This window comes from Tepidibacillus infernus, assembly GCF_048898065.1.
Lineage (GTDB): Bacteria > Bacillota > Bacilli > Tepidibacillales > Tepidibacillaceae > Tepidibacillus_B > Tepidibacillus_B infernus.
The window spans coordinates 1,153,894-1,167,142 of the sequence record NZ_JBLWFI010000001.1 but is presented as its reverse complement, the minus strand read 5'-3'; the positions used below and the strand labels follow the sequence as shown (position 1 = coordinate 1,167,142).

Here is a 13,249-nt window from a genome sequence, read left to right as displayed (position 1 = left end):
GGTGAAAAAATGCAACTTGGTTGTCATATCAGTGTTTCCAAAGGACTAGAAAAGGCTGCCCAAAAGGCACATGAATTGGGTGCAGAAACATTTCAAGTTTTTACAAAAAATCCGAGAGGACTAAAACCTAAAAAGGTGGATATGAAGGATGCTTTAAACGGGGTAGAATTTTGTAAAGAACATGGAATAACCGTTATCTGTCATACTCCATATATTACAAATTTATCCACGCCTAAAGAGGATTTACAAGAAGTCACCATTCGTTCGATTGTTGAAGACTTGAATATCGCTGAGGCTTATGGTGCAATTGGAGCAGTTGTACATTGTGGAAAACATGTTGGTGAAGGAGAAGAATATGGAATCAAACGAATGATTGAAACCTTAGATTTGATTCTAGAGCAATATGATGGTCCTGTAAAACTGTTACTAGAAAATACTGCCGGCCAAGGTTCAGAATTGGGATTAGCCCCTGAAACGTTAATGGAGATACGTAATAATACAAAATATCCTGAAAAAATAGAATTTTGCTTTGATACCTGTCATGCTTTTGCAGCAGGGCAATGGAATGAAGAACAATTTGATGACTTTATTAAACGGGCAGAGGAAGCTGGTTATTTAGAACATATTAAAGTGATTCACTTCAATGACAGTAAAGTGCCTTTTAATAGTAGGAAAGACCGTCACGAAAAAATAGGTCAAGGAGAAATAGGGGCAAAAGCATTGCAAAAATTTTTGCAATGTGAAAAACTAGAACATATTCCTTTTATTTTAGAAACACCAGTGACAGAGGAAGAAGAATACAAAGATGAAATCGTTTATCTTCACCAACTTCGTGAAGATATGAAGTAATGGAGGATGGAAATGGATCTGAGAGATGCAATTTTTAATTGGGTTCAAATCACTGTTGTTCATAAAGCAAGACCTGAAGATCATGCGGCGAAAAACACTTCTGAATTTTTTAAACAAATTCTAATAGAGGATCATAAAATTGAGGAAATTCGTTATGAAAGAGATCCCTTCTTTTATACGATTACTTATAGGATTGAAGGGAAAGAAGATAAAATTACATTTGGGACAGGTTTGGTAGAGAAATTACTAGAGGATATCGAAAACGAACCAAAGTATAATATTTAAAAACTATCCTCGTGAAAATAGGGGAGTTGAGAAAATGAAACATCATAAATGGGTGAAGGGACTCATCATTTTTGTGACGATTATTGGCTTGGGCTTGGGCTCGATTATTGGATATGCTTCATGGAAAATCAATCAATTTTTTGAAAAAACATCGGAAACTGCTGAAAAACCAAACATCAATAATATGAAACAGGACTCTGAGCAAGACAAACGAACAGAGAAACCATTTGCTATTTTATTACTAGGTGAGGATTACAGACCGGAAACACATAGTTTGAATACAGATGCAATTATTGTAAGTGTCTGGAATCCAGTAACCAAGAAAGTATATTTGTTATCTATCCCAAGAGATACTAAAGTCAAAATTCCGGATTATGGCTATGCAAAAGTAAATAGCACGTTTGCAAAGGGTGGTCCAATTTTAGCCATGGAGACGTTATCTGACCTTTTAGATATTCCGATTCAATATTATGCCACAGTCGATTTTAAAGGTTTTGAAGCGGTTATTGACGAACTTGGTGGAATTGAAATTGATGTAGACCGAAATATGGTTTATCATTCTTTAGCCGATGGTACCGATATCAATCTAAAAAAAGGTTTGCAGGTTCTTAATGGTAAGCAAGCTTTAGATTATGCTCGTTTTCGAAAATCTTCAGTTGGGAAATCTTCTGATGATTTTGAGCGCAATCAAAGACATCAAAAAATTTTAAAAGCCCTAGCTGATAAAATGAGCTCATTTAAAGGGATTACAAATGTATTTGATATTCTTGATGTTGCAGGAGATCATATTAAAACAAACCTAACCCCTGATGAAATGAAAAAGCTAGTTTGGGATTTTAAAGGTGCAAATAAAGATTCGATTCAGACGATTGAAATGAACTCTTATTGGAAAACTCCCTATGTTTACATTGATGATCAAGAGTTGGCAAAAGTTCAGGAAAAATTAAAAAATGCATATGCTATAACTAAGACCGAAGAAACTGAACTTTCACAGCCGCAAAAGGAGGATTTTAATGAGTAAAGATGGATGTGAGCAATTACCGGAAAGTTTATATCAATACATGCAAGAACAGCAATTGGTGCTTTTAACAACATTGATGGATCAAGGCAAGCCTTTTGTTAATGCTATATCATGGACTTACGCCAAAACTCCAACTACAATACGCTTTGCAGTTGATCAACGTTCTCAGATTGTGACGAACATTAAACAAAATCCTGATATTGCGATGACTATTTTTCATCAAGAAACGATTTATACCATTTCCGGGCAAGCGAATATATTGAAGGATGAGATTGAAGGGATCCCATTTAAGCTTGCACTTATTGAGGTGTTGGTACAAAGTGTCCATGAAGTAATGTACTATGGTTCCAAAATTTCCGTCCAACCCCAAACAGAAAAGACTTATAATCCTGAAGCAGCTAAGAAATTAGATCTTCAGGTGTTGGATGCATTAAAAAATGCCTAGTTTAACTAGGCATTTTTTGCATTTTATTCAAATCAATTACTGTTGATATAAACTTTTTCTGGGTTCTTTTGGATTTTTGGTTTGATTTTGCTCTTCTTGGTTTTGCTTCGTCGGTGGTTGTTCTTTTTTCTGAACACCACGTGGTACCTGAGGAATAATCCTTCCTACAATGTCTGATAATTCCTCTGCAAAACCTTTAATGGGGCGTCCACGCTTTATATCTTGATTGATTTCTCGAAGCCGTTGCATAATATCTGGATCTGAGGTAACTAATGCATTAGCCCCTTGAGGATCTTCTTTAAGTGCTTCAGCAACAGAATATTTAATGGTACCAACACGAGAACGATCAAGGGTTGCGTCCACATCAATACCTACGATCGCATACTTTCCAAAGACGACAGCAGTGGCATCATTCACTTGTGGGACTCGAATCGCAATACTGGCCAAACGGTGTGCCGTAGCCTCTGGACTTTGGTTCCTTTTTGGTTCAGGTATGGTTTGAGGTACCCTTTGTGTTTGTTTAATTTTTTTCGTTGGGGGTGAAGCTTCATTTGCAGGTGGTTTATTGGTTGCTTGGCAACCAAGTGATATCGTCAATAAGGAAATGATGAGATACAAAAATAGTTTACGCATCGAATCATCCTTTCATCATCCATTGGGATCATTGTTTTTTCTTAGTGTACCCATTCAGTATAATTCGATGTATTAGATTTTCTGTTCGCATTCAAGATTCATATTACTTGCATACAATATAAATAAGAAGTTTTACATCAGCAAAAGGGAAAATGGTGTAAAAAAAGTTTAGGAGGGGACATATTGGAGAAGATTTATGTCTTGGATACCAATGTTCTTTTGCAGGACCCAAGGGCCATTTTTGCTTTTCAAGATAATGATGTGATCATACCGGCCGTTGTTTTAGAAGAGATTGACTCGAAAAAAAGATTTATGGATGAAGTAGGGAGAAATGCCAGACAAGTTTCACGACTGTTAGATCAGCTAAGAATTCAGGGAAAGTTACACTCGGGGGTTAAGCTAAGAAATAGCGGAACATTGAGAGTAGAATTAAATCATAAGTCTTTTCAAAAACTACAGCATTCATTTCTAGAAATGACAAATGATAATCGTATCCTAGCTGTAGCGATGAATTTACAAATGGAGGAAAAAGAAAAGGAGAATGGAAAACCAGTTATTTTAGTCAGCAAAGATGCTCTAGTTCGTGTCAAAGCTGACGTATTAGGCATTCATGCTGAAGATTATTTATCTGACCGAGTTGTTTCAGATACAGATATTTATCCGGGTTATTTTGAACTCAAGGTTCATCCTTCAATGATCGATGATTTTTATACAAAAAAATGTTTATCACTACAAGATTTAAATCTTCATCCTGATCAGGTTTTTGCTAATGAATTTTATATTTTAAAAGATGAATTTGGTTCAAGCAAATCAGCTGTGACTAAAATAAATTTCGATCATCAGCGGATCGAACCACTTCGATATAATGATTCTGTTTGGGGAATTACACCAAGGAATGTACAACAGAAAATGGCGTTAGAACTGTTGATGGATGATCAAATTTCTTTAGTTACGATGACTGGAAAAGCAGGGACAGGAAAAACATTACTATCTTTAGCCGCAGGGTTGTTAAAGGTAGAAGATGAACAGATTTATAATAAACTTCTTGTTGCAAGACCCATTGTACCAATGGGAAAGGATTTAGGTTATCTACCCGGTGAAAAGGAGGAAAAATTGCGTCCTTGGATGCAACCAATTTATGACAATTTAGAATATCTGTTTAATGCGAAAAAAGCAGGAGAATTAGACAAAATATTAGCAGGAATCGGAAGCATTCAAGTTGAAGCATTGACCTATATACGGGGGAGAAGTATTCCTAATCAATTTATTATTATTGATGAAGCACAAAATCTGACTAAACATGAAGTAAAAACGATTATTTCTCGTGTTGGAGAAGGAAGTAAGATTGTATTGATGGGGGATCCTGATCAAATTGACCATCCATACCTAGATGCAACAAATAATGGTTTAACTTATGTAGTAGAAAAGTTTAAACAAGAACAAATCAGTGGACACGTAAAATTGCAAAAAGGAGAACGATCTAAGCTTGCTCAACTTGCAGCCGACTTATTATGACAAGATAAACCACAAAAGTGACGCCATACTTCGAAGCATATTCCGATTACTTTTGTAGGGTCTCATTATAATATAATGAAAAGAAAGTTATACTTTCTTTAATGTTAAAATAGAACCGGATGAATTTCCGGTTCTTGTTTTGTTTTATTTGAACTCATAAAATAGATATTGAAAAAGGGGGACATAACATGCAAATCGAAAGATTTATATTAGGAGATTTTCAAATGAATAGTTATCTGCTTATTGAAGGGAAAGATGCAATTTTAATTGATGTTGGGTTTGATCCATTTTCTATCGAAAAATTTATTAAAGAAAAAGAATTAACCCTAAAAGCCATTTTACTTACCCATGCCCATTTAGACCATATTGGTGGTTTAGAACAGATAAGAGAAAGATTTAAAGTTCCAGTCTATCTTCATCAAGAAGAAAAGGAATGGTTATCTAGCCCACAATTAAATGGGTCGGAAATATTTCCTTTTTTTGGCGAAGTAAAATGTAAACCAGCTGATGTTCTTCTTTGCGATCTAGATTCCTTAGAAATTGAATCTTTTTTTATTGAAGTGATTCATACCCCTGGACATACTCCAGGTGGAATCTCTTATTATTTGAAACCATTTCTGTTTAGTGGAGATACATTATTCAAAGAATCAATTGGGCGTACGGACTTAAAGGGAGGAAATTATGACCAATTACTTAAATCTATTCATGAAAAACTCTTCACTCTTCCTGATGAAACCGTCGTATATCCTGGACATGGGGAAAAAACAACCATTAGATTTGAAAAAGAGCTGAATCCATATGTTTAGCAAATCAACTGGTTATATAATGATATTATTCATCTTGATTGCAATTCTTTTCATTAGTCTATTTTTTAAAGAATTAAACGGGAGTGAACAAGTTTTTCATTCAGAACAGAAAGACCAATTTTTTGAGGAAGTGACGATACCAAATTTACCTGAACCAAGTCCCGATGTTACTGAATTTGTTCAAATGAGGATCATGGTCGTTGGTGATGTGTTGATGCATATCCCTTTAACCAAGGCAGGTTATAATCGCCAAACTGATCAATACCAATTTGAATCTTTTTTTCAACAAGTGAAACCTATCTTTGCAAATGCAGATTTTGTTATTGGTAATTTAGAAACACCATTGGCAGGAAAGGAAAAAGGGTTTAGCGGTTATCCACGTTTTAATGCTCCCAAGGAAATTGCCCTAGCCTTAAAAAATACGGGTGTAAATGTATTAACTACGGCAAATAACCATTCATTCGACCAAGGAGAGCAGGGACTTATAAAAACATTAGACCATTTAGATGAATATCAAATTTTACATACTGGAAGTTTTCGCACTCAAAGTGAAAGAGATATCCCTCTTATATTAGAAAAAGATGGTTTCAAAATTGGACTTATCGCTTATACTTATGGACTTAATGGATTTATAAAGCCAAAGGATAAACCCTACTTGGTGAATACGTTAGATTTGGAGGCAGTTGCATCTGACGTGGAACAATTAAAAGAAAATCATGTCGATTATATATTAGCTATGATCCATTATGGAACCGAATATCAAAGAGTACCAAATGATCTACAAAAAAAATGGACAGAAGACTTAATGGCTAATGGTGTTGATTTTGTTTTGGGTAGTCATCCACATGTCGTACAACCACTACAGGTAATAAAAGGTGATAATAGGCAATCAGATAGAGGTGTCGTCTATTCATTAGGCAATTTTTTAAGTAATCAACAAGGTGATTGGAAAGATTATGGAATTATTCTAGATTTACTACTTGAGAAAAATCGATTTAATCAAAAGATTACGCTAAAAGAAATAAATGCTATTCCTACTTATGTGAAAAATGTATGGGAAAAGGGAAAGAAAATCGTAGAGATTATCCCTATAGAGCAAGGAAATAAAAATATACAAAAACAGATCGTTAATCGTGGAAATGAATTAGTTCAGCATGTGATGATAGATCAATAAGAACTTCTAAAGACAAAAAAATAACCTCCAATTACGGAGGTTATAATGGGGGAGGTTAAAAAATCTGTTACACTTTTAGAACCGAATCCATAGATCAGCTTTTTGGGGGACATGGTTGGGTGTAAACCAATCATTAGCTGAACTTCATGGGTGATTTTTCAATTCACTAAGTAATAAGGGTGGTTCTGTTAATATAATATGATAGTATAAACACTATGTCAATAGTATAAAACAAAATTTTCCTTGATAAAAATTTTGGACGAAGTTATAGTATCAACAGAATGAAAAAAGGGGTTAACAACATGAAAGAAGCAAATGAAACTCAATTATCAAAAGAAATCATCAAGATGATAAACGATTCACCTGAAAAACGTATAACGTTTTATGACTTTATGAAAATGGCTCTATATGCACCAGAGTTAGGTTACTATACGAAGGATCGCAAAAAAATAGGGAAGAGTGCTGATTTTTATACCAGTTCATCTGTAGGGCCTATATTTGGCCAAACCATCGCGAATAGCTTTGTTGAACTTTTACAATATGCTTCAGAAAAGGAAACATTTTTTATTTTAGAAATGGGTGGGGGAGATGGCCGTTTTGCGAGAGATGTATTAAATGCAATGTTTGAGAAATACCCTAAGATATACCAATCCCTAACCTATTTTATGCTTGAAGCAAGTCCATATCACCAAGACTTACAACGTGAACACTTAGAAAGGCACCTCAATCATGTGAAATGGATTGATCAATTACAGGATCTTCCTCAACCGTTTATAGGAATTATTTTTTCAAATGAGCTGGTAGATTCTTTTCCAGTACATAAAGTAAAAAAAGTAAACGGGAAATTCAAAGAGATTTTTGTGACCTGGAATGAGGAAAGGGAAAGCTATGAAGAGATCACTGCAGAGCTTAGCCATCCTTCCTTAGAAGATTATTTCATTCAGCAAAAAGTTACGCTGAAGGAAGGACAAGTCGCTGAAATTAATTTAGATGCGATGGATTGGATGAAACATGTAGCGCAACGATTAATAAGAGGATATGTGATCACAATCGATTATGGTTATCCTGCAGATGAATTATATGCAAGTCATCGGCATGATGGTACATTGATGTGCTATTATCAGCATACTGCTAATGATAATCCTTACCAACTAATCGGAGAACAAGATATCACCACACATGTGAATTTTACTGCACTCATGGAGGAAGGAAAACGTTGGGGTCTTGAACCTGTCTGGTTTTCTACGCAAAGCCATTTTTTAATGAATAGTGGTATTTTAGAAATGCTTCAAGAAATAGGATTGGATCAAATGAAAAATAAAGACCTTTTTCAAGATGAAGCCATTAAATTGAACCGCGCGATTCGCCAATTAATTATGCCTGGTGAAATGGGGGAAACTTTTAAGGTGCTTGTTCAACAAAAAAATATGGGGTCATATCAGTATCGTTTCATGACAAGCGCGTTAAAACAATATGGACTATAAGAAAATAGTACTTTGTATCGAGCTCTGTTGCTCATACCTTTCTATGAATAAAGAATAATGTGAGAAAGGTACTATTTCGTTTTTCTTAGATTAAAATGATCAGGTAAGAAATACACTCCTGAAAGTCGCTTGCTTTTGTCACACACACTCTCTATTGGATAGGGACAAGAAAATTTAAGAAACCTCTTCCTAGGTGGAAGAGGCTTTTCATTTATTGTTGAACTGGTAATTTAACCATTGTATATTGACATGCATCGGAGCCATTCGTAATGGATGTTTCTTGAACGAGGTTAATGTCTCCTAAATAGGTTTCAAAGATTCCTTCAAGAAGATGATGATGCATTTGACAGATATTATGATTTTTTACTGCATCAAGCGTTTCATGGAAAATACAGTTATTTACTCGGAATCGAATGGTATGTTGGTCAATGATTTCGATATTCGGTTGTAGACCTTGAGCAATGACCAATCGTTCAATACTTTCAATTTTTTTTTCAATTGGTAAGTACCTCGAGTTTTCGATACTATCTTTCATCATGGCCTGTCTTGCTGCTTCTCTGCCAAAGTTTCTTCCCATTTCTACTAAAGCTTTCTTACCTTCTTCACCAAATGACAAAAGGGTCTCTATGGCTATCTTGGCAAGGAGTTTATAATCTCTCGGAGGGAACTGGAGACTTACAACTTCGTCAGATAATGTGTATACTCTACTTGGTCTTCCGCCACGACCAGTTTTTTCGGTGATTGATTTAAGTAAATTGACATCTTCTAATTTACTCAGATGAAGTCTAGCTACATTAGGATGAATACCAAATTTATCAGCGATTTCTTGTACATTTACGGCTCGGCCCATGGAAGAGACGTATTGGTAAATTGCAAATCGTGTGGGATCAGCCAAAACACTTGTTAATTTCAATGTATCATTTTCCATGCCTTTAAAGCCCCTTTCTCACTTAATCATAATAATTATATTATATTAACGTTTTATAGTAAATAAATTCCTTGAAATAGACATATTTACTGTAAAGATTATCCTTTTAGAGTAGAAAATTTTGTTAAAAAATAATTAATTACTATTGACATAGTGTTTAATTAAATAATATAATTAAGATGCAAAAAGAAAATGTCAAATTTAAAGTGTTGGAAACTTTTTTTAGATACATACGTTTATTATTTATTAAAAAACATTTTACACATTGTGTTCAACAATATGTAAAAAAATTACAAAAAGGAGAGATGGAGCATGCAAAATAAATTAGTGTTTTTCACATACCCTAGTTGTACATCTTGCAGAAAAACAAAGGCTTGGTTATCTGAAAAAGGAGTTAGTTATGAAGAGCGTCACCTTTTCAAAAATCCACCAACTGTTGATGAGCTTTTAGAAATTGTAAAGAAAACAAATAATGGATTAGAGGAAATTCTATCTACACGTAGCCAAATGTTCAAAAATTTGGATGTGGATATTGAGGAATTAAAATTAAGTCAATTATTAGATCTTTTATCCAAAGAACCACGCTTGTTAAAAAGGCCTATTTTAACAGATGGTGAAAATATTGTAATCGGCTATGATAAACCAGCTCTTGAACAGCATTTTGCTTCATAAACTATTAATATATACCATATCAGTTTACCTAAACCACGAAATTTCGTGGTTTTTTCAAATGTAAAGAAAGTATAAGTTTCTTCCACTTATCATTTTAGGGGTTTGTATATTCCATAAGCTGCGACATAGCGTGACTAGCAGCTTTAGCTGTGTAGCACGACTTGTACACTTTGTGTGCCTCAGAAGTGCCCTTCTCTCCTTAATCTTTATTTATAGAAGGGCATGGATGACGGAGCGCGATGGAATATACAAACCTTTTCTAATTTATTTATGTATCCTCCTGTTTAAAAAATTAAAAGATTGGATATAAAAAGTAATAGTTTTTTATTCTATAAAAACTATTAAATTCATAAAAATATAATACTTACGATTTACGGGGGGATCTATATGGTCGCAACTAGACAAGATGCTTGGACTGAAGATGATGATTTACTATTAGCAGAGGTTATATTGAGGCACATTCGTGAAGGTAGCACTCAATTGAAAGCTTTTGAAGAAGTAGGGCAAAAGCTTAATAGAACTTCTGCAGCTTGTGGATTTAGATGGAATAGCTTAATTCGTAAAAAATATGAAGCAGCTATTCAAATCGCAAAATCCCAAAGACAAAAAAGAAACTATCAAAAGGTTGAAAAGAATTTTGATAGTGAGTTTAGTGAAGAATTATCTGCGCCAGAAGAAATGAAAGAGGTAACTGAAGAAAATCTTACCTATGACAGCATCATACGATTCTTAAAAAAGCAGAAGACATTATCCCAAGACAGAGGCAAACTATATAAGAACTTGGAAAAAGAATTAGAAGAAAAAGAAAAAGAATTGGTGAAGTTACGAAAAGAAAATGAAGAAATGAGAAGCCAACTAAAGGACATCCAGGTGGTAAATGAAGATTATAAAGCCCTTATTCAAATTATGGATCGGGCTAGAAAAATGGCCTTCTTATCTGACCAAGAGCATGAAACAAAACCTGTTTTTAAGATGGACCTTAATGGCAACTTAGAACGAATAGACAAATAGAAATGACTGTTGAGTTTCTCAACAGTCATTCTTTTTATCTTTAAATTTGCTTATTTACATGAATAGTATCTACCACTGAACGCCGACACCATCAGGATGCCAAATGTAAGGGTTTTCACCCCTATCGCGAATCATGTCATATTTAACTGGTACAAATTCCATCTTAAGCCAAAAATCATCTGAACGATTTCTAGCATTGGTTTTAATAGGGTGTCCTAGACTTTTTGCATATTTGACGAGTGCTGTTCCTATTTTTTGATTGCGGTATTCAGGTAACACTTCTAATTTAAACAGTTCATAATAGTCCTGTGGAGGACTAAAGAATTGGTCATATTTACGATCAACACGATATAAGCTCATTCTTCCAACCAACATATCATCATCATAAATCCCGAAAAATGGAGAATTCATTTCATCTTCAATTAAATTGGCCTCAAGATCTTCTAGCATGGCTAATTCAGCCAAACCATATTCTCTAAATTTTTTAAAGTCATCCATCGTCTTATAGTTTACTTTTAACTGTAATACTTTTGATAAAGCCATTTCATCCGCCTCCCTAAATTTAAATAAAAACCATTGTTTTGAAAAAGGGGATATTATTGTTAAAATATTCTTTATTTTCTTATATTGTACTATAAAAGTCGTAAGAATGGTATATTTTTATTAAAAATTTTACAAAAATCTAAATTAAAAGTAAATTAAAATAAATCCTAAATATTCGGAAAAGAAATTCACTTACAAAGCAGGAATTGATCATGTTTTTTCCGAAGAATAACCTTGGGAAAGAATGCGATTTTGTAATAAGGAGTGTTTCTTTTGGGCGTTTTTATAAAAACTTATGCTTTGATAGCGACGGTTCCGTTTATTTCCTTTTTTCTTATTTATTATTTGATGGTTTTTATGGGAAAAGAAAAGAAACATGCATTTAATTGGGCGTTTCATTCGACCACAATTCTTCTTTTTTCGGCTGTAAGTGCTCAAATTAAATTTATCTTTCAATTAAAGCAAGGATTTTGGTGGGTGTTTTTCTGGGTGTTGTTTTTGATAACAAGTATTGGTTTTCTACAATGGAAAATAAAACGAAAAATTAGCTTAAGAAAAATCATGATTGCCACTTCAAAATTAAGTTTTATTTTGTTTAGTATCGCGTATATTCTTTTTTTTGTTATAGGTTTGTTTTGTACATAGGCAATACTTCTTGTATAATTAGAATGTAACATAGCGTCTTAGGGGGGGAGAGAAATGATAGGAATTACAAAACTTTTAACCAATTCAAGTAATTTTGGGGATCAATTACGCTATAGTAAGGGTGCACATGGGCGAGTAAATGGCACGCATTTAAACCACGGGCCTGTCGTGGTATGGAATGTAACGAGGACTTGTAATCTACACTGTATTCATTGTTACTCTAGTTCTGAATCAATAAAGTATGAAAATGAACTTTCAACAGAAGAAGCAAAACAAATGATTGATCAGCTAGCGGACTTTCAAGTTCCGGTACTTCTTTTATCTGGTGGAGAACCTTTGATTCGTGAAGATATATTAGAATTAGCCGAATATGCGATCAACAAAGGAATAAGAGTAACTTTTTCTACAAATGGTACACTGATTGATCAAGAAATGGCTAATACAATCAAAGAGATTGGCGTTGGCTATGTAGGCGTTTCCTTTGATGGAATCAATGAAAAACATGATGAATTTCGAAGATCAAAAGGTGCTTTTGAAAAAGCTTTAAATGGGGTTCGCCATTTAATAGAGGTTGGACAAAGGGTTGGATTACGATTTACGATCAATAAACATAATTATCTTCAACTAAATGATATTTTTGATTTTATGGAAAAGGAGAACATTAATAGAGCTTGTTTCTATCATCTAGGTTATTCAGGTAGAGGTAGTGAGATGATGAAGGAAGATTTAACCCATGAAGAAACGAGGGATGCATTAAATATTATTATAGAAAGAACGTTAGATTTCCATCATAGAGGTCTTGAAAAAGAAATCTTGACGGTTGATAATCACGCTGACGGTCCTTACCTTTATCTCAAAATGAAAGAAAAAAACCCAGAACAAGCTGCTTTTATCCTAGAAATGTTACAACGAAATGGTGGCAATCGTTCAGGAATCGCCATTGCAAATATAGATCATCGTGGTAATGTACATGCAGATCAATTTACCCAAAATCATACCTTTGGAAATATTAGAGAACAACATTTTGGTGATATTTGGTCCAAAGCAGAACATCCTATTTTAAATGGTTTAAAAAATCGTAAACCCTTACTTGAAGGAAGATGTGCTTCCTGCCAATGGCTTCAGATTTGTAACGGTAATTTCCGTTCAAGGGCAGAAGCTGCAACTGGAAACTTTTGGGCATCAGATCCTGCTTGTTATCTAACAGACGAAGAGATCGGGATCGTATAAGGGGGAGA

15 protein-coding genes are annotated in these 13,249 nt (G+C 34.2%); 12 read left to right on the top strand and 3 right to left on the bottom strand.

The window, feature by feature from the left end; translation table 11 throughout:
- Window positions 1-9: 9 nt before the first annotated feature.
- The 4 genes from TEPIDINF_RS05950 to TEPIDINF_RS05935 are packed head-to-tail and all read left to right on the top strand — an operon-like array spanning window position 10 to window position 2,600.
- Complete coding sequence (locus TEPIDINF_RS05950) at window positions 10-849, top strand: deoxyribonuclease IV (RefSeq protein ID WP_068724749.1); 840 nt, start codon at window positions 10-12, stop codon at window positions 847-849.
- A gap of 12 nt (window positions 850-861) precedes the next feature.
- Window positions 862-1,134: a hypothetical protein gene (locus tag TEPIDINF_RS05945; RefSeq protein WP_069798550.1), complete on the top strand. Its 273-nt coding sequence runs from the start codon at window positions 862-864 to the stop codon at window positions 1,132-1,134.
- A 34-nt stretch (window positions 1,135-1,168) separates the two neighbouring features.
- On the top strand, window positions 1,169-2,155 hold the full coding sequence (locus TEPIDINF_RS05940) for an LCP family protein (RefSeq protein ID WP_421691533.1): 987 nt from the start codon (window positions 1,169-1,171) through the stop codon (window positions 2,153-2,155).
- The gene (locus tag TEPIDINF_RS05935) at window positions 2,148-2,600 is read left to right on the top strand and encodes a pyridoxamine 5'-phosphate oxidase family protein (RefSeq protein ID WP_421691532.1); all 453 of its coding nucleotides are present in this window, start codon (window positions 2,148-2,150) and stop codon (window positions 2,598-2,600) included. Before TEPIDINF_RS05940 ends, TEPIDINF_RS05935 begins: the two co-directional genes overlap by 8 nt.
- 36 nt (window positions 2,601-2,636) lie before the next feature.
- On the opposite strand, the gene TEPIDINF_RS05930 is transcribed toward TEPIDINF_RS05935, so the two are convergent.
- A complete protein-coding gene (locus TEPIDINF_RS05930) occupies window positions 2,637-3,233 on the bottom strand; it encodes a YhcN/YlaJ family sporulation lipoprotein (protein ID WP_069799714.1) in 597 nt (198 codons plus the stop codon).
- Window positions 3,234-3,416: 183 nt separating this feature from the next.
- Here TEPIDINF_RS05930 and TEPIDINF_RS05925 point away from each other — a divergent pair, with 183 nt between their 5' ends.
- From TEPIDINF_RS05925 to TEPIDINF_RS05910, 4 genes are all read left to right on the top strand, one after another.
- Complete coding sequence (locus tag TEPIDINF_RS05925) at window positions 3,417-4,748, top strand: PhoH family protein (protein ID WP_069799712.1); 1,332 nt, start codon at window positions 3,417-3,419, stop codon at window positions 4,746-4,748.
- A gap of 188 nt (window positions 4,749-4,936) precedes the next feature.
- Window positions 4,937-5,554: an MBL fold metallo-hydrolase gene (locus TEPIDINF_RS05920; RefSeq protein ID WP_069799710.1), complete on the top strand. Its 618-nt coding sequence runs from the start codon at window positions 4,937-4,939 to the stop codon at window positions 5,552-5,554.
- Window positions 5,547-6,728 carry a CapA family protein gene (locus TEPIDINF_RS05915; protein ID WP_069799708.1) on the top strand — a complete coding sequence of 394 codons (1,182 nt, stop codon included), beginning with the start codon at window positions 5,547-5,549 and terminating at the stop codon, window positions 6,726-6,728. The genes TEPIDINF_RS05920 and TEPIDINF_RS05915 overlap by 8 nt, the downstream gene beginning before the upstream one ends.
- A 302-nt stretch (window positions 6,729-7,030) precedes the next feature.
- Window positions 7,031-8,212 (top strand): class I SAM-dependent methyltransferase, encoded by a 1,182-nt coding sequence (locus tag TEPIDINF_RS05910; protein WP_069799707.1) that lies wholly within the window; start codon window positions 7,031-7,033, stop codon window positions 8,210-8,212.
- 211 nt (window positions 8,213-8,423) lie between these two features.
- On the opposite strand, the gene TEPIDINF_RS05905 is transcribed toward TEPIDINF_RS05910, so the two are convergent.
- Entirely contained in the window at window positions 8,424-9,140 is a 717-nt protein-coding gene (locus TEPIDINF_RS05905) for a helix-turn-helix transcriptional regulator (protein WP_069799705.1), read from the bottom strand.
- Window positions 9,141-9,452: 312 nt separating this feature from the next.
- Here TEPIDINF_RS05905 and TEPIDINF_RS05900 point away from each other — a divergent pair, with 312 nt between their 5' ends.
- A complete protein-coding gene (locus tag TEPIDINF_RS05900; protein ID WP_068724731.1) occupies window positions 9,453-9,812 on the top strand; it encodes a Spx/MgsR family RNA polymerase-binding regulatory protein in 360 nt (119 codons plus the stop codon).
- A 387-nt stretch (window positions 9,813-10,199) separates the two neighbouring features.
- Window positions 10,200-10,823 carry an RsfA family transcriptional regulator gene (locus TEPIDINF_RS05895; RefSeq protein WP_069799703.1) on the top strand — a complete coding sequence of 208 codons (624 nt, stop codon included), beginning with the start codon at window positions 10,200-10,202 and terminating at the stop codon, window positions 10,821-10,823.
- A gap of 69 nt (window positions 10,824-10,892) precedes the next feature.
- Here the strand turns inward: TEPIDINF_RS05895 and TEPIDINF_RS05890 are convergent, their stop codons facing one another.
- Window positions 10,893-11,366: an N-acetyltransferase gene (locus tag TEPIDINF_RS05890; protein WP_068724726.1), complete on the bottom strand. Its 474-nt coding sequence runs from the start codon at window positions 11,364-11,366 to the stop codon at window positions 10,893-10,895.
- A 273-nt stretch (window positions 11,367-11,639) separates the two neighbouring features.
- On the opposite strand from TEPIDINF_RS05890, the gene TEPIDINF_RS05885 reads away from it, so the two are divergent.
- Together TEPIDINF_RS05885 and nirJ1 are read left to right on the top strand one after the other, a co-directional pair.
- The gene (locus tag TEPIDINF_RS05885) at window positions 11,640-12,011 is read left to right on the top strand and encodes a DUF3397 family protein (protein WP_068724724.1); all 372 of its coding nucleotides are present in this window, start codon (window positions 11,640-11,642) and stop codon (window positions 12,009-12,011) included.
- Window positions 12,012-12,065: 54 nt separating this feature from the next.
- Window positions 12,066-13,241 (top strand): putative heme d1 biosynthesis radical SAM protein NirJ1, encoded by a 1,176-nt coding sequence (gene nirJ1, locus TEPIDINF_RS05880; RefSeq protein ID WP_068724722.1) that lies wholly within the window; start codon window positions 12,066-12,068, stop codon window positions 13,239-13,241.
- Window positions 13,242-13,249: the final 8 nt, after the last annotated feature.

Coding starts and splice junctions, on each gene's coding strand:
- TEPIDINF_RS05950 (WP_068724749.1), top strand. CDS start 10: ATGCAACTTGGTTGTCATATCAGTGTTTCCAAAGGACTAGAAAAGGCT.
- TEPIDINF_RS05945 (WP_069798550.1), top strand. CDS start 862: ATGGATCTGAGAGATGCAATTTTTAATTGGGTTCAAATCACTGTTGTT.
- TEPIDINF_RS05940 (WP_421691533.1), top strand. CDS start 1,169: ATGAAACATCATAAATGGGTGAAGGGACTCATCATTTTTGTGACGATT.
- TEPIDINF_RS05935 (WP_421691532.1), top strand. CDS start 2,148: ATGAGTAAAGATGGATGTGAGCAATTACCGGAAAGTTTATATCAATAC.
- TEPIDINF_RS05930 (WP_069799714.1), bottom strand. CDS start 3,233: ATGCGTAAACTATTTTTGTATCTCATCATTTCCTTATTGACGATATCA.
- TEPIDINF_RS05920 (WP_069799710.1), top strand. CDS start 4,937: ATGCAAATCGAAAGATTTATATTAGGAGATTTTCAAATGAATAGTTAT.
- TEPIDINF_RS05915 (WP_069799708.1), top strand. CDS start 5,547: ATGTTTAGCAAATCAACTGGTTATATAATGATATTATTCATCTTGATT.
- TEPIDINF_RS05910 (WP_069799707.1), top strand. CDS start 7,031: ATGAAAGAAGCAAATGAAACTCAATTATCAAAAGAAATCATCAAGATG.
- TEPIDINF_RS05905 (WP_069799705.1), bottom strand. CDS start 9,140: ATGGAAAATGATACATTGAAATTAACAAGTGTTTTGGCTGATCCCACA.
- TEPIDINF_RS05900 (WP_068724731.1), top strand. CDS start 9,453: ATGCAAAATAAATTAGTGTTTTTCACATACCCTAGTTGTACATCTTGC.
- TEPIDINF_RS05895 (WP_069799703.1), top strand. CDS start 10,200: ATGGTCGCAACTAGACAAGATGCTTGGACTGAAGATGATGATTTACTA.
- TEPIDINF_RS05890 (WP_068724726.1), bottom strand. CDS start 11,366: ATGGCTTTATCAAAAGTATTACAGTTAAAAGTAAACTATAAGACGATG.
- nirJ1 (WP_068724722.1), top strand. CDS start 12,066: ATGATAGGAATTACAAAACTTTTAACCAATTCAAGTAATTTTGGGGAT.